The sequence below is a fragment of the Burkholderia sp. Bp9143 genome (assembly GCF_003853645.1).
Classification (GTDB): domain Bacteria; phylum Pseudomonadota; class Gammaproteobacteria; order Burkholderiales; family Burkholderiaceae; genus Burkholderia.
Window position 1 is genome coordinate 95,955 of record NZ_QTPO01000018.1, and the last position, 18,645, is coordinate 114,599.

An 18,645-nucleotide genomic window follows, 5' to 3' on the forward strand; every position below is an offset into this window, starting at 1 on the left:
CTGCACATTCAGAAAAATTCAGGATGCCGCCATGACTTTAAGGCTCATCTTCTCTAGTCTTGCTGACGTACCGCCGCACGGGCCGCGCGCCAGTCGGCAAGCTCAAGGAGAACTCGATGATTGCCCCGAAGTTGCGACAGGTATTGCTGACGACCGCCGTGTTCGGCGCATTGCTGGCGACCGCGCCGGCCCATGCCGATACGACGCGCCTCGTCGATTCCGCGTCCGGACGCGTACCGGCCGTCGCGGTCGGCCCGCAATACGATACGACGCACGTCTGCGTCGCGCCGGAAGATTTCGATCGCTTTACCGACAGCTTCGTCGCGACGTTCGGCGGCAAGAAGTCGAAGCAGGGCGTGTTCCAGGTCACGCCGACGCCGAGCCAGACGATGTCGCAACTCGTGCTCACGCCGGTCGGCACGGTGTCGGTATTCGGCTTCAAGACACCGATCCCGTACCCGTTCTGTGACGAGCGCACCGGCTATCTCGTCACCGACATGGACGTCGCGGTGAAATCGGCGCGCGCGCACGGCGCGGACGTGATCGTCGACACGTTCCCGGACCCGATCGGCCGCGACGCGATCGTCCGCTGGCCCGGCGGCGTGAACATGCAGCTGTACTGGCACACCGAAGCGCCGCATTACGACGCGCTGCAGACGGTGCCGGAAAACCGGGTGTACGTGTCGCCGGAAAGCGCGAACAAGCTGGTGCACGATTTTGTCGCGTTCTCGCGCGGCAAGGTCGTGTCGGACGTGCGCCACGCGCCGGGCGTCGAGATCGGCCGGCCGAACGATACGTACCGCCGCATCCGCATCGAATCGGGCTTCGGCAAGATGACCGTGCTCGCGACGGATGGCCATCTGCCCTATCCGTTCGGCCGCGAGATGACGGGCTACGAAGTGTCCGATCTCGCCGCAACGCTGAAGCAGGCGCAGGCGGCCGGCGTGACGGTGCTCGTGCCGACGTTCACGTCGGACGGCCGCGACGCGGCGCTCGTGCAGTTCCCGGGCGGCTATGTCGCCGAGATCCACGCGCGGTCGAAGTGATGGGACACCGGTCGAGGAAACGCGCGTGGCGGGGCATGCTGCCGGCCGCCATGCTGGCGGCGGGCGCCGCGACGTATGCCGGTACGGCGGCCGGTGCCGACGCGTCACCGGCGCCGTCCTCGGCCGACGGCGCGGCGTGTACCGCGAAGCGGCCCACCGTGCTGTTCAACCGCTGGCAGGAGGACTGGTCGGTCCTCGCGAATCCGTGCGTGCCGCGCAAGCCGCTCGATGCGCTGAAATACATCCCGCTGGGCGGCGACCCGTCGACGTACCTGTCGCTCGGCGCGAACCTGCGCGAGCGCTTCGAGCTGAACAACGCGCCGCTGTTCGGGCTCGGTGCCGCGCATGACGACCATTACGTGATCCAGCGCGCGAACGTGCACGCGGACCTGCGCTATGCCGGGCATGTCCAGGCGTTCGTCCAGTTCGAGGATGCGCGGCCGTTCGGCAAGGATACGGTCGGGGCGGTCGATCGCGACCAGCTCGACATCGAACAGGCGTTCGTCGCGTATGTCGACCAGTTGGGCGGCGGCACGTTCAAGACTCGCATCGGCAGGCAGGAGATGGCGTTCGACTTGCAGCGGTTCGTGTCGGTGCGCGACGGGCCCAACGTGCGTCAGGCCTTCGACGCCCTGTGGGCCGATTACGAAATCGGCAAATGGCGGCTGATCGGCTATGTGACGCGCCCGGTGCAATATCGCAACGACGCGGTGTTCGACGACGTGTCGAACCGTCACCTGAGATTCGACGGCGTGCGCGTCGAGCGATCCGGCGTGGGGCCCGGCGACCTGTCGGCCTACTGGTCGCGCTATACGCGCGACAACGCACACTATCTCGCCGGGGCCGGCACCGAACGGCGCGACGTGTTCGACGTGCGCTACGCGGGCAAGTCGGGGCGGCTGGACTGGGACGCCGAGGCGATGCTGCAGACGGGGCACATCGGGCAGGACACGATCGGCGCATGGGCGTTCGGCACGCTGGGCGGCTACACGTTCACGCAGACGCCGGGCACGCCGCGCATCGGCATCCAGGTCGACGGCGCGTCGGGCGACACGCATCCCGGCGACGGGCGCATGGGCACCTTCAACCCGCTGTTCCCGAACGGCTATTACTTCACGCTCGCCGGCTACACGGGCTACAGCAACCTGATTCACGTGAAGCCGTCGCTGACGTTCAAGCCGGCCAGCAACGTGACGGTGCTGACCGCGGTCGGTTTCCAGTGGCGCGCGACGACGGCCGACGCGATCTACGGACAGGGGATGTCGGCCGTGCCCGGCACGGCCGGCAAGGGCGGCGCGTGGACGGGCATGTATGCGCAGGCACGCGTGGACTGGCTCGTGAATGCGAACGTGGCGCTGGCCGTCGAGGCCGTGCACTTCCAGGTTGCCGACTCGATTCGCGCGCTCGGCGCGCGCAATGCCGACTACGTCGGCATGGAGGCCAAGTTCGGCTGGTAACGCGGCGCGCCGTGCGATTCAGTGCGGCGCGCGAGCCAGCGCCTCGACGAAATCCATGAACGCCGTGACGCGTTTCGAGCCGCGCTGATTCGGCAGGTAGAGCGCGGTGACGACCGAGCGGGCCGTATCGGGCGTGACGTCGTACTGCTCGAAGAGCCTGCGCAAGCGGCCCGACCGGACGTCGGCGTCGACGAGCCAGTCGGGCAGCAGCGCGATGCCGGCGCCGCCGAGTGCGGCCTCGCGCAACACCTCGCTGTGGTTCGATCTGAATCGCCCCGCGACGAACACCTTCGCAGCGCCGTGCGCATCGACGAACGACCAGGCCTGCTGGTCGCAGCCGAAATGAAAGCGCAGGCACGTGTGCTCGACCAGCTCGCCCGGCGTCGACGGCGCGCCGTGCGCATCGAGATAGTCGGGGCTCGCGACGACGTAGCGCTGGAACGTGCCGAGCGGGCGCGCGACGACCTCCGCGGACGGTGCCGCCTCGCCGAGCCGGATTGCCACGTCGATCCGGCCGGCGACGAGATCGACGCGTTCGTCGCTGAGTTGCAGATCCACGTCGAGCTTTGGATAGCGCGCGAGGAAGGCGGCGACGTGCGGTGCGATGCGGCGTACGCCGTATGCGACCGGCACGGACACGCGCAGCGGTCCGGACGGCTCGTCACCGCGATCGGCGACGAGTGCGTCGGCCTCCGCGAGTTCCTCCAGCAGCCGCTTCGCACGTGCGTAGTAGACGGAGCCGGCATCGGACAACGTGACCTGGCGCGTCGTGCGATTCAGCAGCACGGTGCCGAGCGACGCCTCGAGCGCGTCCACTGCACGCACCACCGACGAAGCCGCGAGATCGAGGCGCCGCCCCGCGCTGGAGAAGCCGCCGGCTTCCGCTACTTCCACGAACGCGCGCAGCGCGGAGAATTTGTCCATGTCGTCGTCTTTTTGCGTGCCGCAACGATGCGTTGCATGCCGCTCGCATTCTATCTTCCGGCCGACGGCATGGATCGCACCGGGTGCCGCCTTCAGAACGATTCATGTGTCGCTCAGGATGGTTCACGATCCTGACGGGCAAGCCTGGCGTTACGCGATGACGTCGATACGCAAGCTGGAATCGGACATGAAGCACGCCAACCGGCGCACCCGCTCGGGCAGCATGCAGCGTGTCGACGCGACGCCGCTGCAATCGTCTGTGAACCGGCCTTCGGAACGGAGGGCTCAGCGCGACATGCCGCGCCGCCATGCGCCGGGCGGATGGCCAACGATGCGCGCGAAGACGCGGTTCAGGTGGCTCTGGTCCGCGAAGCCGCAGACGCCCGCGATTTCCGCGAGCGTCATGTCGGTCGTCTCGATCAGCTGGCGGGCGCGGATCACGCGCTGTTCGAGCAGCCATTGATGCGGCGTGCGCCCGGTCGTCCGCGAGAACGCACGGATGAAATAGCCGCGCGACAGATCGCATTCGTTCGCGACTTCCTCGATCGACACGCCGAGGTTCGCCTTCTCCATCAGAAGCTCCTGGGCGAGCGCGACCTTGGCCGGCGACAGGATGCCCTTGCGCTGCAGGTCGCGCGCGCGCGCATGGCCGTAACGGCGGGCCAGATGCGTGCCGATCGCGAGCCCCATCTGCTCGACGAACAGCGCGTTCAGCGCGCCGGGCCCGTCGAGGCTGTCGGCGACCGCGTGCGCGAGATGGCCCAGCACGGCGTCCTGCACGTCGGGCGCGCAACTCAGGCCGCCGATTTCCATGCCGTCGTGCTCGCGGACGAGGTCGTCCAGGTAGCGCCGCGACAGCTCGACGAGGACGAAATCGAACTTGCCGTACAGGTCGGCGCGGAAATGCCGCGAAAAATCGCGAACGTAGATGGAGTGGGGCTGAAACCACCGCTCGGACTGGCCGGACCCGCGGTAGATCGTGCGCCGGTGACCGCCGTTCAGCGACACGCCGACCAGGAAGCCGCGATCGCTGGCCGCCATCTCGATGCGCTCGAACTGTTCGTCGCGCATGCATTTGCGGTGGAGCGTCAGGCCGCCCGCGGACCTTTCAATATCCTTGGAGAGCAGGCTCGAGATGCATCCGAGCGTGTCTTTCGGTGGCGCCGGCGGTGGCGCGACGAGGGGATGGGGCATGTCGGAAAATCCTTCGGAGTCGGACGGAGGGCGAACGTCCTTGCGTCCGGTACATACGGCGGGCCCGATAGGCCGACGATAACTTGAACAAATGTCCGCTGCTTGACGAAATGCTTGCAGCGGACTGCTGCGCGCGGTGCCGGGGCACGATCGGCACGCAAACACGCGATTCCGAATGATATCGCCCGATCCGCATTCGCGCCGCACCGGGTTGGCCGCTGTCGCCGGCGCGGCGGCAGCAGCGCATTTTCCTTCAAGATTTTTGCGAATGCCGCGTATACACTCGGCCCACTTTTTCGACACTTTGAACCCGCCTGAAGGGCAGGCCGGGTGCGGACTCCCGCTGGTGATCTGCTGCGTTCACATGGCGGTCATCGTGGGGAACCTGGAGGCGGCCATGATCCAGATCGGGGCTTTATCGGTGGATTTCGAGCAGCGGGACATTCGCCGTCACGGCGCGTCGCTGCGTATTGGCGGGCGCGCGCTCGACATCCTGGAAGTACTGCATCGCGCCAACGGTTCCGTCGTGTCGAAGGACGACATCATGGATGCCGTCTGGCCCGGCCTGATCGTCGAGGAAAACCGGCTGCAGGTGCATGTCGCGACGTTGCGCAAGGCGCTCGGCGCGAGCCGCGACCTGATCAAGACCGTGCCAGGCCGCGGGTACCTGCTGATCGCGAATCCGCCTGTCGCGCACGCGGTGGCGCCGCACCCGGCCGCCGCGGCACCGGACGCCGACGCGGCACATCCGACCCCATTCGTCGGACGCCAGGCCGAGCTCGAGCAGATCGTCGACATGATCGACCGTGTGCCGGTCGTCACGCTGGTCGGCACGGGGGGCATCGGCAAGACGAGTCTGGCCGACCGGGTGGCACACGCACTGCGCGGCCGGGCCGGCGAGCGCGTGCTGTTCGTGGAACTGGCGCGCGCCACGACGCGCGACGACGTGCTGCTCGCGATTGCCGCCGAACTGGGGCTCGAGACGGACGGCGTGCCGGCCGTCGACCGGATCGGCGCTGCTTTCGCCGTTTCGCGCAGCCTGCTCGTGCTCGACAACGCGGAGCACGTCGTCGACCTGGTGGCTGACCTCGTCGAGTCGCTGACGGCGCGCGCCGCACCGCTGCGGGTGCTCGTGACGAGTCGCGAACCCCTTCATATCTCGATCGAAACCGTGTTTCGCGTGAGTCCGCTGGCGGTGCCCGACGGCGCTGCAACGGTCGACGAGATCGCGCGTCATGCGGCCGTCGAGCTGTTCCTGGCGCGCGTTCGCGCGGCCACGCCCGATTGCGTGGTCGACGCGGCCGGCATCAGGCTGATCGGCGATATCTGCCGGCGGCTCGACGGGCTGCCGCTCGCCATCGAACTGGCTGCCGCGCGCGTGGCGACGCTCGGGCTCGAGGTCGTCGCGTCGCGTCTCGACGACCGGCTGAACCTGCTGACGGGCGGGCTGCGTTCCGCGTTGCCGCGCCATCAGACGCTGCGCGCGACGTTCGACTGGAGCTACGTGCTGCTGGATCCGGCCGCGCGTGCGCTGTTTCGCCGGATGGCGTGCTTCGTCGGCCCGTTCACGTTCGATGCCGCCCGCGAAGTCGCGATGGATCCCGGCATGTCGCCCGCCGACATGACCACGGTGCTCGGCGAACTGGTCGCCAAGTCGCTGGTGACCGTCGAGTTCGACGGCGCGCAGGCGCGCTACCGCCTGACCGAATCGACCCGCGCGTACGCACTCGAGAAATTGCACAACGAGGGCGAGTTCGACCGCATCGCCGAGCGTCATGCGCGTCATGAACACGCGCAAGCGGAAGCCCGTGCGTCGGCCCGCGCGCACGCCGCGCGCGTGGCCAGCGCGCCCGAGCCCGCGCCCGCGGCGGTCGAGCCGCCCGTCCCGGAAGCCGACGCATTGGCGCGCGCGTTGCGGGAGCCGGCGCGCATGCGCGACTGTTCGATACCGGCGAGGCGTGCGCTCGATGCGATCGACGCCGGCGCGCTCGGGACCGTCGATGCGGCGCGCGAGATGCGCTTGCGCGCGGCCTACGCGTTGGCGCTGCTGCATACGGACGGCGATACGCAGACGGTCGCCGCGATGTGGGAGCGCACGCTCGGTCTCGCCGGGCAGGTCGGCGACGACGCATTCGACGCGTGCGCGCTGGTCGGGCTGTGGAACACGATGCTGACGGGCGCCGACATTCACGAATCGCTGCGCTATGCGATGCGCTTCGAGCGGGCCGCCGAGCGGCGCGGCGACCGGTCGCAACGGGTGCTGGCGAACGCGATGGTCGCGACTTCGCTGCATTACTTCGGCGAGCATGCGCAGGCGCGCGAGCGGCTGGAGGCGGCGACGGCCGAGCTGGCCGAAGCGGGCGAACCGCCTTGCGCGGTGGCGGCGCTCGGCGTCGACGTCGCGACGCTCGGCCGGACGATGCTGGCGCGGCTCGTCTGGATGCAGGGCGATCCGGAACATGCGATGCGGCTCGGTGCGCAGGCGGTCGAATCCGCGCGCCGCAGCGGGTCGGCGCTGGCGCTGTGCATCGTGCTCGGCGCCGCGGCCGTGCCGATCGCGTTGCGATATGGCGATCACGACGTGATCTCCGACTATCTCGCGGCGCTGCGATCGACCGCCGAGGCGAACGGCTTCGACATCTGGTTGAGCCACGCGGAATGTCTCGCGGGACAGTTCGACATGCAGGCCGGCCATCCCGGCGCCGGGCTGGCGCGGCTCGAACCCGCGCTGCGACGCATCGAGGCGAGCGGATTCCGGCGCCTGCTCGCGCCGCTGGTGGTCGCGTATGCGGAAGGGCTGACGCGCACGGGCCGTGCCGCCGAGGCGCGCGCGAAGCTCGACGCGACGCTCGCGTGCTGCCGCGCGCGAGGCGAGCATCTGTTCGTGCCGGAACTGCTGCGTGCCAGGGGGCTGGTGATGCTCGAACAGGCACGCACGGCCGACGCGGAGCGCGCGATCGCGTGCGAAGCGGACGGGCACCGGCATCTCCTGATGGCGATCCATGCCGCGAACGGGCAGGGCGCGGCCATGTGGGCGCTGCGCGGCACGCTCGATCTCGCCGATCATCTGATCGAGCGCGGGCGTATCGGGCAGGCGTCGTCGCTGGTGGCCGACCTGTCCGGGCACGTCGACCCGCAATCGCGCGCGTTCGACATGCGCCGCCTGGCGCGGGTGAAGAGCTTCATCCGCCCGGAGACGATGCAGCCGGCGGGCGATGCACGCATGCGGCACGAGATGGCCGACACGATGCAATCGGCGGCATGACGGCGCGCGCGGACCGCACGGGACACGCCCGCGCGCCGCGGCCATCCGTCTGGCCGATCGTTCAACATTCAAGGGAGGGTGGATGGTCCGTGTAACGTCAAACCGCAGGCATGCCGCGCGCGGTCGTGTGCCGGCCCGCGGCGCGAGCGGGGAGGCTGACGGTGCTTAGGGCGACGCAATCCGCGGAGTCGGCGGACCTCATCGTCTACAACGGCAAGATCGCGACGCAGGACGACACGCGATCGTTCGTGACCGCGCTCGCGGTGAAGGACGGCCGGATTCTCGCGGCCGGCAGCGGACACGAGGTCATGCGTCATGCGCACGACGACACGCTTCACATCGATCTGAACGGCCGCACCGTGATCCCGGGGCTGAACGACTCGCACTTGCACGTGATTCGCGGTGGCCTGAATTTCAACCTGGAACTGCGCTGGGACGGCGTGTCGACGCTGGCCGAGGCGCTCTGCATGCTGCGTCGCCAGGTGTTGCGCACACCTGCGCCGCAGTGGGTGCGCGTCGTCGGCGGCTGGACCGAATTCCAGTTCGCGGAAAAGCGCGGGCCGACGGTGGCCGAACTCAACGCGATCGCGCCCGACACGCCGGTCTTCGTGATGCATCTGGGCGACAGCGCGCTGCTGAACGCGGCCGCGCTGCGCGCGATCGGTTATGGCCGCGACACGTCCGATCCGCCCGGCGGCGAGATCCAGCGCGATCGCGCTGGCAGGCCGACCGGCATGCTGATCGCGCGCCCGGACATGGCCGTCCTGCATGCGGCACTCGAGAAGGGCCCCAGGCTCGGCTTCGACGAGCAGATGAATTCGATGCGGCACTTCATGCGCGAACTGAACCGCCTCGGCGTGACCAGCGCGATCGACGCCGGCGGCGACTCCCAGGCCTATCCGGACGATTACGCCGCGATCATGGCGCTCGCCGAGCGCGGGGAAATGACGGTGCGCATCGCATACAGCCTGTTCGTGCAGCATGCGGGGCGCGAGATCGACGACTATGCGCGCTGGATGACGCTGGCGAAGCCCGGCGACGGCGACGCGTTCCTGCGGATGAACGGCGCCGGCGAACTGCTGGTGTATTCCGCAGCCGATTTCGGCAATTTCCTCGAACCGCGCCCGGACCTGCCCGACGTGCTCGAGGCGGAACTGACCGCGGTCGTCCGGCTGCTGGTCGGGCGCCGCTGGCCGTTCAGGCTGCACGCGACCTACGACGAATCGATCGGCCGCTTCCTGAACGTGCTCGAAGCCGTGAACCGCGATGTTCCGTTCGACGGCCTGCGCTGGTTCTTCGATCATTGCGAGACGATTTCGGATGGGAACATCGCGCGCATCGCGGCGCTCGGCGGCGGCGTGACGGTCCAGCACCGGATGGCGTTTCAGGGCGAGTACTTCATCGCGCGCTATGGCGCGCAAGCCGCCACGCGCACGCCGCCGATCCGCGCGATGCTGGCGGCCGGCCTGCCGGTCGGCGCCGGCTCCGATGCGACACGTATCGCGAGCTACAACCCGTTCATGTCGCTGTACTGGATGGTGTCCGGGCGCACGGTTGGCGGCACCGTGCTCTACCCGGAAGGCAACCGGCTGTGCCGGATGGAGGCGCTGCGCCGCTATACGGTCGGCAGCGCGTGGTTCTCGAACGAAGACGACCGCAAGGGTGCGTTGGTGCCGGGCCGGTATGCGGATTTCGCAGTGCTGACGGACGACTACTTCACGATCGACGAGGCGTGCATCAAGCACCTGTCGTCGGTCCTGACGATCGTCGACGGCAAGGTCGTGCACGCGGACGACGAATTCGCGCCGCTGGCGCCGCCGCCGCTGCCGGTGAGTCCCGCGTGGTCGCCCGTGGCCGAGTTCGGCGGCGGCAGCCGGCGGCGTCCGGCCGCGTCGGCGCAGCCGCGCGTCGCGGCCGATGGCGGCCGCGAAACCGGTTTCGCGCGCGAATACGGACGCCGTCTCGCGCGGTGCCTGCAGGCGGCCGCAACGGGATTCGTCGAGCCGTGCAACGCATTCGGCTGCCTCGGCGCGGCCTGCTAGACGATGGATGCCGGCACGTGTGGTCGCCACCTCGACGCGTGCCGAGCGAAGAATAAACAACGTTCCGGTCCCGGCACCGGGCACAAGGAGACAACATGAATGCTGCGCACACGTGCGCACCGGCCGACGACGAAGTCGCCGGCGTGCGCATTCCGCGCACGCCGATCGCGATCGAGGCCGCCGAAGCCGCATGCGCGTCGCTGCCGCGCGTGATCACCGATCACGCTTGCCGGGTGTTCGTCCTCGCATCGCTCGCCGCGCGCCGCGCGAGCGAGGCGTGCGATGCCGAGGCGCTGTACGTGGCCGCGATGTACGCGAACATGGGCCTGAGCACCGCGTATTGCCGCTCGAGCGCGCGCTACGAACTCGATAGCGCCGATGCCGCGCACGCGTTCCTGCTGCGGCACCGGACGCCGCCGCACGTATGCGACGACGTATGGCGCGCAATCGCGCTGCATTCGACGCCCGCCGTGGCCGCACGCGTGTCGCCGCTCGCGCGTGCGCTGTCGTCCGCGGTCGCGACGGACCTGATGGCCGCGGACTTCGACGCGTATTCCACCGACGAGCGCCGCGCGCTGCTCGCCGCGTACCCGCGCGGCGACGGGTTCGGCGCGGCGTTCCTCGATGCGGTCGCGCGCGGCGTCGCGCACCGGCCCGCATCGACGTTCGGTACGTGGAGCGCCGACGTGCTCGAGCGGGCCGATCCGGATTTTCATCGGCCGAATTTTTGCGGACGCGTGCTGGGTGCGCGCTGGAACGACGCCTGAAGGCGCCGTTGCGAAGAGACGGCCGGCTTCCGCCACGGCCGGCACGTCCCGACGGTCATTGCGCCGGGCCGCCGACGCGTGACGGCGTTCAGGCGGTCGCTTCCGCTGCGTCGTGCCGTGCATAGTCGACGTATCCCGAGCGGTCGCCGCCATACCAGCCGACCGACCTCGGCGCGGCGAGCGGCGCGTGCATGGCGATGCGTTCGACGAGATCCGGGTTCGCGATGTAGGCGCGCGCGAATGCGACGAGATCGGCGTCGCCCGCATCGATCAGCGCGTTCGCTGCGTCCGGCGCGATGCCGCCGTTGACGATCAGCGTGCCGCCGAAGGTCTTGCGCGCGTTCGCGACGATGCGCGGCAGGTCGGGCTCGCCGCTCCAGCCGTTGGTGTCCGCCGCGTGCAGGTAGGCGACACCCGCTTCGTCGAGCATGCGGCCGACGTACGCATACGTCGCATCCGGATCCGCGTCGCGCACGTTGTTGTATTTCGCGTACGGCGAGATGCGCACGCCCACGCGGCTGATCGGCATCACGCCGCCGACCGCGTCGACGATCTCCGCGAGGAAGCGCGCGCGGTTCGCGACCGAGCCGCCGTAGCGGTCGTCGCGGCGGTTCAGCGTCGACGACAGGAACTGGTGCGGCAGGTAGCCATTGGCCGCGTGGATCTCGACACCGTCGAAGCCGGCCGCCATCGCGCGGGCGGCCGCGCGGCGGAATTCATCGACCGTCGCGGCGACTTCGTCCGTGGTCATCGCGCGCGACGGCGTCGCGTGGATCTTCGTGTAGTAGCCGTTCTGCAACTGCGCCCACACCTGCAAATGCTCGAGGTCGTCGTTGATGCCGGACGGCGACAGCGGCGCGTCGCCGCCGAGCAGCGTGAGCGAGCTGACGCGGCCGCCGTGCCACAGCTGCGCGAAGATGCGGCCGCCGTTCGCATGGACCGCGTCTGTGACCTGCTTCCAGCCGGCCGCCTGCTCGTCGGTGACGAGCCCGGGCGTGAGTTCAAATGCCGCGGATGCGTGGCTGACGTTGGTCGCTTCGGTGACGATCAGGCCGGCGGACGCGCGCTGTGCGTAATACTCGGCCATGAGCGCGGTCGGCTGGCCGCGCGCCGGCGCGCGAGAACGCGTCATCGGCCCCATCACGACTCGGTTGGGAAGCGGCAGGCCGCGCAGATCGTAGGTGCTGAGCAGGGAAGACATGGTGGATTCCTTGTGCATGGCGCAGGGCGCCGCCGCCATTGCCTCGAGGCGAACGGCGGGTCCTGCGGAAAGTCGGGGTGACATGTCGGCAAGGTGCCGGCGCGCGAACGACTCGGGCGGTATTCGTGCGCGAACCGGCAGCCGGTTTCGGTTCAGGCGGTTCAGGCGCGTGCGTGGCGTTGCGCGTACGGCCGCCCGATTGCGAGGTAGTGCGCGAGCGCGACGATCGGGAATGCGCCGGCGACCGCGGCGACGAGCGGCCAGCCGCCATGCTCGTACAGCGGGCTCGCGAGCGCGGAGCCGATGGCGCCGCCGACGAAGATGCTGGTCATGTACAGCGCGTTCAGGCGGTTGCGGCTCGTCGCATCCAGCGCGTAGATCTCGCGCTGTCCCAGCACCATGTTCATCTGCACCGCGAAATCGAGCACGATGCCCGTGACGACGAGGCCGTACAGGCCGACGCCGTGAATCAGCGCGACGGCGTACGACAGCGCGCCGGCGACCAGCGCGATCAGCGTCGCCCGCACGGTATGGCCGGCATCCGCGAGGCGGCCGGCGACCGGCGCGGAGGTCGCGCCGATCGCGCCGACGAGCGCGAACAGGCCGATGGCGGACTGCGACAGCCCGTAGTGACGCGCCAGCTCGACCGGCACGGCCGTCCAGAACAGGCTGAACGACGCGAACATCAGGCCCTGGTAGAACGCGCGATGGCGCAGCACCGGCAACGTGCGAACGAGCTGCAGCAGCGAGCCGATCAGCGCGAAATAGGTTGCGCGATGCTCGGGCTGGCGCGACGGAATCGTCAGCGCGAGCACGGCCGTCACGAGCGTCATCAGCACCGCGGCGGCCGCGAACACGAAACGCCAGCCGAACGCGTCGGCCACCACGCTCGACAGCGGGCGCGCGAGCAGGATACCGAGCAGCAGGCCGCTCATGATCGTGCCGACCACGCGGCCGCGCGAATGATCCGGCGCGAGGTGCGCGGCGAGCGGCACGAGAATCTGGACCGCGACCGAACTGAAGCCGATCAGCAGCGAGATCGCGAGGAACAGGCCCGGCGTCCGGGTCACCGCGGCCGCTGCGAGGCTCGCGATCGAGATCACGGCCGTGACGATCATCAGCTTGCGGTTCTCGAGCAGGTCGCCGAGCGGCACGATGAAGAACAGGCCGAGCGCGTAGCCGATCTGCGTCAGCGATACGATGAGGCTTGCCGCTGAACCGGACATGTGCAGCCCGGGCGCGATGAGCTCGGTGATCGGTTGCGCGTAGTACAGGTTCGCGACGATCGCGCCGCAGCTGAACGCGAACAGCAGGATGAGGCCCTGCGAGAGCCTGGCCCCGTGGCCGTTGGCCGCGAGCGGGGTGGATTCCGTTGACATGGTCGACTCCTTGAACGAGATGTCGGGCGCCCGTTTGCCGGGCGGCACGTGGCGATTCCGCAAGCGGCGCGCCGGGCACGCCGCATTGCCGTCAAGACTATTGATCGAGCGATCACAGCGGAATACGTCCGTCGCGCAATCGAGCATTGCGTGACGCGCAAAGGCGTGGAATGCCCGCGGGCACCGGCGCCACCGCGCGGCGGCGCAGGCGGTGTCGAGGACGTGTCGAGGCCATGAAAGCGGTCGGGGCGGCGGCGCGCGTTGCGCGTCCGGGCAGGATCGCCGGTGGCCGCGTTCAGCCGCGCTCGCCCTGCAGCGTCGGAATCCGCGCGAACAGGCCCGCCAGCCAGTCGACGAAGATCTTGAGCTTCACGGGCGTATGCCGATTGGGCGGATACAGGATCGAGATCGGCCGGGGCGGCGTGTTGAAATCGGTCAGCACCTCACGCAACCGTCCCGATTTCAGGTACGGCTCGACCAGGTACAGCGACGTCTTGATCAGGCCGATGCCCGCGACGCCGCACGCGATGTAGGTATCGGCGTCGTTGACCGCGACCGTGCCGCACATCTGCACGATGCGCGTTTCGCCGTCGACGACGTAATCCCACGGCCGCGGCCGGCCGGTATCGGCCGAGATGTGGCTGATCGCGACATGCTGCGCGAGATCGTCGACCGTTTCGGGCGCGCCGCATCGCTCGAGATACGCGGGGGCCGCGCACGTGCAGGTGGTCAGGCTGCCGATCCGTTTCGCGATCATGCCCGAGTCGTCGAGCGCGCCGATGCGCACCACGCAATCGACGCCCTCGCCGACGAGGTCGATCTGGCGATCGGTCACGCCGAGTTCGATCGAGATGTTCGGATGGGCGGCGAGAAATTCGGGCAGCGCCGGCACCATGATCTGCTTGGCCATGGCCGGCGGCAGGTTCACTTTCAGGCGGCCGCGCGGCACGTTGCGCGCCTGCGATACCGCCGCTTCCATGTCGTCGATTTCGCGCAGCACGCCGACGCAGCGCTCGTAGTAAGCCTGCCCGTCCTCGGTCAGCGAGATGCGGCGGGTCGTGCGGTTCAGCAGCCGGCAGCCGAGATGCTTTTCGAGCGTGCTCAGCAGGGCGGACACGCGCGGCGTGGTGAGCCCGGTCGTATCCGACGCACGCGTGAAACTGCCCGTTTCGACGATGCGCGTAAACACGCGCATCGAAAGCAAGGTATCCATCGTTCAGCAATCTCCAGCCTGTCGAGTGTCGGCGCCGGTTCGTGCCGGCGCGATCGGTGGTGTGACGACGCTATGCGTCGATGCGTTTCCTGAGCCCTTCGCCGGCAAACGGCATGTCGCGCGGGCGCTGGCCGGTCGCGTCGAAGATCGCGTTGGCGAGCGCGCCGGCGGTCGGCCCCATGGAGGCTTCGGCCGCGCCGAGAAACGGTGCGCCGGGACGATTGATCAGGTGCACCTTCACGCCTTGCGGCGCGGCCGAGAAGCGCAGGATCGGATAGCTGCTCCAGTCGAAGCTGCGGATGCGCTGCGTATCGTATTGCAGCGCCTCGTACAGCGACCAGCTGGCGGCCTGCACGATGCCGCCCTCGATCTGGTTGCGGATGCCGTCCGGCGACACGATCTGGCCCGCGTCGACGGCGACTTCCGCGTGATCGAGCGTCACCTGGCCGGTTTCCGGCACCACCGAAATTTCAACCGCGATCGCGACGTAGGCCATCAGGTTCTTGTATTTGCCGAACGCGAAGCCCACGCCGCGGTTGCGCGCGCGCGGCGGGCGGGGCCAGCCGAATTTCGTCGCGGCGAGCTGGATCACCTGGCGTGCGCGGGGATCCTGCATGTGACGCAGCCGGAATTCGACGGGATCGATGCCGGCCGCGTGCGCGAGCTCGTCCATGAAACTTTCGATCGACCAGATGTTCGTGTGTGCGCCGAGCGAGCGCATGGCCGACGTCTGCAGCGGCATCGTCGGCGAGAAGTGATTCACGATGTGCAGGTTCGGCAGCGCATACAGCGGGATCGCATTGCGATCGCCGCCGCCCTCGGGCTGCAGCATCGGCGTCGACGGCGCGGGGACGAACGGCGGCTCGAGCATCCGCGCGGGCAGCAGCCGGCCGGCATTGACGATGCGTTCGTTGTGCGAGCTGCTCCACAGCGCGTATTTCCAGTCGACGATACGGCCGCCGGCGTCGAGCGACGCGCTGATTTCGGTGACCATCGCCGGCGTGAAGTGGTCCCACGTGTGCTCCTGTTCGCGCATCCACTGGACGCGAATCGGCTTGCCGGGCATCGCGGCCGCGATCAGCGCCGCATGCGCGGCCGCGTCGTCCGCGCCGTTGTGCCCGTAGCAGCCGGAGCCCTCCATGTGAATGCAGCGGATCGCCGCCTTCGGCATCGACAGCATCTCGGCGAGCGCGTCGCGCAGCGGATACACGCCTTGCGAGTGGGTCCACACGGTCAGCGTGCCGTTCTCGAGATGCGCGACCGAACAGGACGGCCCGATCGAGCCGTGCAGCAGGTAGTTCTTCCGGAACGTGGCGCTCAGCGTCTTCGCCGCCGGCGCGGTGGCCGCCTGCGTGCTGGCGATCTCGATGTCCTGCGTGGCGATGCGCTTCAGGTCTGCATGGACCGTCGCGCGATCCGGCAACGGGCGGCCCGCCGACCAGCGGCTGCCGGCGGCCAGCGCGCGCTGCGCGACGACCGCCTGCCATTCGCCCTGGGCGACGACGGCGAGCATGCTGCCGTTGCGCACGATCCGCACGACCCCCGGCATCTTCAGGATCGCGGCTTCGTCGAACGACTGCAGCTTCGCGTCATACACCGGCGGCATCACGACGCGCGCATGCAGCATGCCGGGCAGCGCCATGTCCTGCACGTAGCTGACGCCGCCCGTGACCTTGTTCGGAATGTCGACACGCGGCAGCGACGTGCCGATCACGGCGAACGTCGCCGGATTCTTCAGCGGCGACGTCGGCGTCGCGTTGCGATGCAGGTCGACGATGCGGACCGCATCGCCATAGCGCATCGTGCGGCCGTCCGGCGCCTTGATGACCGCGTCGGCGACCGTCAGCGTACGCGGATCGACGCCGAACTGCTTCGCCGCGCCGTCGACCAGCAGCCCGCGCACCTGCGCGGCGGCGTTCAGCAGCGCGGAGCCGCTGTCCGCCATCGTGTGGCTGCCGGCGGTCAGGCCTTCGTCCGGCGATGCGCCGGTATCGGCGGTCAGGAACGTGATCAGCGAGGGCTTCATGTTCAGCTCCTCGGCCGCCACCTGCAGCAATGCGGTGCGCACGCCGGTGCCGAGCTCGACCTTGCCCGTGAATACGGTGACCCGGCCGTCGGGCGCGATCTTGATCCACGCATCCAGCAGCGGGTTGGTCTTCAGGCTGCCGGCGAGCGTTTCGGTGGTTCTGGATACATGGACGGCCGCGCCTTCGTCCGCGATCACGACCTCGGCGGCGGCGCGAGCGGCCGGCGCGAGGCTGAACGCGACGAACAGCGCGCCGGAAACCATGAAGTGCCGGCGGCCTTCGTCGATGTCGTCGGGTGCGTTCATCAGAGCCCCTTGCTGATCGTGACGGGCGCGCCGGCCGGCTGCGGATCCGGCAGGCCCGCGACCTGGCGCACGGCCGCCAGGATTCGCAGATGGGTGCCGCAGCGGCACAGATTCGGTTCCATGTGGGTGCGCAGTTCGCGTTCGGTCGGTTTCGGGTTGCGTTCGAGCAGCGCCTGCGCGCGCATGATCATGCCCGCGATGCAATAACCGCACTGCGCCGCCTGGTGATCGATGAACGCCTGCTGAAGCTTGCCCGGCCGCTCGGCGGTGCCGAGGCTCTCGATGGTTCTGACGCTGCGCGTGCCGACCGCCGAGACCGGGATCAGGCACGAGAACATCGGCTTGTCGTCGACGATCACGGTACAGGCGCCGCACTGCCCGAGACCGCAGCCGAACTTCGCGCCGTGCAGGTGCAGGTCGTTGCGCAGCGCATACAGGAGCGGCGTGGACGGATCGATGTCCAGCGTGTGCCGCGCACCGTTGACGGTGAGGGTGATCATCGCGTGCTGTTCTCCTTTCTGAGCTGCGCTGCCATGGCTTCGACGCCGTTCCACGCGGGGCGATCCGAATACGTTTCGCGGATATAGGCGGCGAGGTCCGCGATCTGGCGGTCGTCGTACGGGTCAATGTACGACGGCATGTAGTTCAGCGTGTCCTCGCCGTGCCAGCCGATGCCGTTGAACATCATCTGGATCGCATTGCGCGGCGTGTCGGCGGCGATCGCCGTGCTGAACGCGAGCGTCGGCCGCTCGCCGATCGATTGCATCGGCGCCGCCGGCCCGTGGCACTGCGCGCACGAGGCCTGGAACAGCACCGCACCGCGTTGTCCCTCGGGCGTCGTGGGCGGGCGCGCGGCTTCGACCGCACTGGTCCGCGGGCTGCCCGGCTTCTGGATCGACAGGATGTACGCGGCGATCGCCTCGACGTCCTCAGCCGGCACGGTCGCGAGATCGCGCGTGACGGGCAGCATCGGTCCGGCGGCCGCGCCGTGCTCGCTCGCGCGGCCGGTGCGCAGGTACGTCACCAGTTGCGCCCGCGTCCACGGACGTGCCGCGTTGCCGAGCGTATTCAGCGGCGGCGCTTCCCAGCCGTCGACGATGCCGCCGTCGAACGCCTTGCCCGCCTGTTCGCCGCCGATCGCATTCAGCGGCGAGTGACAGGACGCGCAGTGGCCGAGACCGTCGACGAGCGCCTTGCCGCGATTCCACTGCGCGGATCGCGACGGGTCCGGCGTGTACGCCCCCTCGCGCAGGAACAGGACGTTCCAGAACGCGACCAGCGGACGGAAGTTGAGCGGGAAGATCAGGTCGTTCTTCGGCGTCTTCGCGTGAACCGGTTCGCGCGTCATCAGGTACGCATACGCGGCCGCGATGTCGTCGTCGGACATGCGCGTGAAATGAATGTACGGGAACGCCGGGTAGAGCGGATGACCGTCGCGGGCGATGCCGCGGCGCAGCGCGCGCGCGAAGGCATCGCGCGACCAGCGGCCGATGCCGGTATCGGCGTCCGGCGTGATGTTGGTCGCGTAGATCGTGCCGAACGGCGTCGCGAGCGGCAGCCCGCCCGCGAACGGCTGGCCGTCCTTCGCGGTATGGCAGACGATGCAATCGCCGAGCGCGACCACGCGCGCGCCGGCCCGCACGAGTTGCGGATCGAACGATGCGCGCGCGGGCGGATCGATCGGCGCGATCGACGGTCGGACCATGATGGCTGCCGCGATGGCCACGCCGACGATCGCGACGCCAGTCAAACCGAACCAGAGTCGTGTGTGCTTCATGCGCGCTCCACGCGAATCGGCTGCTCGTGCCCGATTCGACGTGCGGGG

The 18,645-nt window shown here is 69.0% G+C and carries 13 protein-coding genes; 5 read left to right on the forward strand and 8 right to left on the reverse strand.

Annotated elements, in window-relative coordinates; all coding sequences use genetic code 11:
• Positions 1-116 precede the first annotated feature (116 nt).
• Together DIE23_RS15930 and DIE23_RS15935 are read left to right on the forward strand one after the other, a co-directional pair.
• Positions 117-1,046: a glyoxalase gene (locus DIE23_RS15930; protein WP_124613013.1), complete on the forward strand. Its 930-nt coding sequence runs from the start codon at positions 117-119 to the stop codon at positions 1,044-1,046.
• Complete coding sequence (locus DIE23_RS15935; RefSeq protein WP_124613014.1) at positions 1,046-2,503, forward strand: alginate export family protein; 1,458 nt, start codon at positions 1,046-1,048, stop codon at positions 2,501-2,503. Before DIE23_RS15930 ends, DIE23_RS15935 begins: the two co-directional genes overlap by 1 nt.
• An 18-nt stretch (positions 2,504-2,521) precedes the next feature.
• Here the strand turns inward: DIE23_RS15935 and DIE23_RS15940 are convergent, their stop codons facing one another.
• Entirely contained in the window at positions 2,522-3,427 is a 906-nt protein-coding gene (locus DIE23_RS15940; RefSeq protein ID WP_124613015.1) for a LysR family transcriptional regulator, read from the reverse strand.
• A 285-nt stretch (positions 3,428-3,712) separates the two neighbouring features.
• A complete protein-coding gene (locus DIE23_RS15945) occupies positions 3,713-4,621 on the reverse strand; it encodes a helix-turn-helix domain-containing protein (RefSeq protein WP_124613039.1) in 909 nt (302 codons plus the stop codon).
• A gap of 397 nt (positions 4,622-5,018) precedes the next feature.
• Between DIE23_RS15945 and DIE23_RS15950 the strand changes: the two genes are divergently transcribed.
• The 3 genes from DIE23_RS15950 (at position 5,019) to DIE23_RS15960 (ending at position 10,695) form a co-directional block, all read left to right on the forward strand.
• A complete protein-coding gene (locus tag DIE23_RS15950) occupies positions 5,019-7,886 on the forward strand; it encodes a winged helix-turn-helix domain-containing protein (protein ID WP_124613016.1) in 2,868 nt (955 codons plus the stop codon).
• 161 nt (positions 7,887-8,047) lie between these two features.
• The gene (locus tag DIE23_RS15955) at positions 8,048-9,928 is read left to right on the forward strand and encodes an amidohydrolase (RefSeq protein ID WP_124613040.1); all 1,881 of its coding nucleotides are present in this window, start codon (positions 8,048-8,050) and stop codon (positions 9,926-9,928) included.
• A 95-nt stretch (positions 9,929-10,023) separates the two neighbouring features.
• Entirely contained in the window at positions 10,024-10,695 is a 672-nt protein-coding gene (locus DIE23_RS15960) for a phosphohydrolase (RefSeq protein WP_124613017.1), read from the forward strand.
• An 88-nt stretch (positions 10,696-10,783) separates the two neighbouring features.
• Here DIE23_RS15960 and DIE23_RS15965 read toward each other — a convergent pair whose 3' ends face one another.
• The 6 genes from DIE23_RS15965 to DIE23_RS15990 all read right to left on the reverse strand — a co-directional run bounded on the left by DIE23_RS15965 (position 10,784) and on the right by DIE23_RS15990 (position 18,597).
• Positions 10,784-11,896 carry an alkene reductase gene (locus tag DIE23_RS15965; RefSeq protein ID WP_124613018.1) on the reverse strand — a complete coding sequence of 371 codons (1,113 nt, stop codon included), beginning with the start codon at positions 11,894-11,896 and terminating at the stop codon, positions 10,784-10,786.
• 161 nt (positions 11,897-12,057) lie between these two features.
• A complete protein-coding gene (locus DIE23_RS15970) occupies positions 12,058-13,275 on the reverse strand; it encodes an MFS transporter (RefSeq protein ID WP_124613019.1) in 1,218 nt (405 codons plus the stop codon).
• A gap of 295 nt (positions 13,276-13,570) precedes the next feature.
• On the reverse strand, positions 13,571-14,488 hold the full coding sequence (locus tag DIE23_RS15975; protein ID WP_124613020.1) for a LysR family transcriptional regulator: 918 nt from the start codon (positions 14,486-14,488) through the stop codon (positions 13,571-13,573).
• A 70-nt stretch (positions 14,489-14,558) separates the two neighbouring features.
• Positions 14,559-16,820 (reverse strand): molybdopterin cofactor-binding domain-containing protein, encoded by a 2,262-nt coding sequence (locus DIE23_RS15980; protein WP_124613021.1) that lies wholly within the window; start codon positions 16,818-16,820, stop codon positions 14,559-14,561.
• Positions 16,820-17,320: a (2Fe-2S)-binding protein gene (locus tag DIE23_RS15985; protein WP_124613022.1), complete on the reverse strand. Its 501-nt coding sequence runs from the start codon at positions 17,318-17,320 to the stop codon at positions 16,820-16,822. Before DIE23_RS15985 ends, DIE23_RS15980 begins: the two co-directional genes overlap by 1 nt.
• A complete protein-coding gene (locus DIE23_RS15990; RefSeq protein WP_124613023.1) occupies positions 17,317-18,597 on the reverse strand; it encodes a cytochrome c in 1,281 nt (426 codons plus the stop codon). The genes DIE23_RS15985 and DIE23_RS15990 overlap by 4 nt, the downstream gene beginning before the upstream one ends.
• Between the last annotated feature and the right edge of the window lie 48 nt (positions 18,598-18,645).

Excerpts from the sequence above, each read along its gene's own strand:
- DIE23_RS15930 (WP_124613013.1), top strand. The coding sequence starts at position 117 with ATGATTGCCCCGAAGTTGCGACAGGTATTGCTGACGACCGCCGTGTTC.
- DIE23_RS15935 (WP_124613014.1), top strand. The coding sequence starts at position 1,046 with ATGGGACACCGGTCGAGGAAACGCGCGTGGCGGGGCATGCTGCCGGCC.
- DIE23_RS15940 (WP_124613015.1), bottom strand. The coding sequence starts at position 3,427 with ATGGACAAATTCTCCGCGCTGCGCGCGTTCGTGGAAGTAGCGGAAGCC.
- DIE23_RS15945 (WP_124613039.1), bottom strand. The coding sequence starts at position 4,621 with ATGCCCCATCCCCTCGTCGCGCCACCGCCGGCGCCACCGAAAGACACG.
- DIE23_RS15950 (WP_124613016.1), top strand. The coding sequence starts at position 5,019 with ATGATCCAGATCGGGGCTTTATCGGTGGATTTCGAGCAGCGGGACATT.
- DIE23_RS15960 (WP_124613017.1), top strand. The coding sequence starts at position 10,024 with ATGAATGCTGCGCACACGTGCGCACCGGCCGACGACGAAGTCGCCGGC.
- DIE23_RS15965 (WP_124613018.1), bottom strand. The coding sequence starts at position 11,896 with ATGTCTTCCCTGCTCAGCACCTACGATCTGCGCGGCCTGCCGCTTCCC.
- DIE23_RS15970 (WP_124613019.1), bottom strand. The coding sequence starts at position 13,275 with ATGTCAACGGAATCCACCCCGCTCGCGGCCAACGGCCACGGGGCCAGG.
- DIE23_RS15975 (WP_124613020.1), bottom strand. The coding sequence starts at position 14,488 with ATGGATACCTTGCTTTCGATGCGCGTGTTTACGCGCATCGTCGAAACG.
- DIE23_RS15980 (WP_124613021.1), bottom strand. The coding sequence starts at position 16,820 with ATGAACGCACCCGACGACATCGACGAAGGCCGCCGGCACTTCATGGTT.
- DIE23_RS15985 (WP_124613022.1), bottom strand. The coding sequence starts at position 17,320 with ATGATCACCCTCACCGTCAACGGTGCGCGGCACACGCTGGACATCGAT.
- DIE23_RS15990 (WP_124613023.1), bottom strand. The coding sequence starts at position 18,597 with ATGAAGCACACACGACTCTGGTTCGGTTTGACTGGCGTCGCGATCGTC.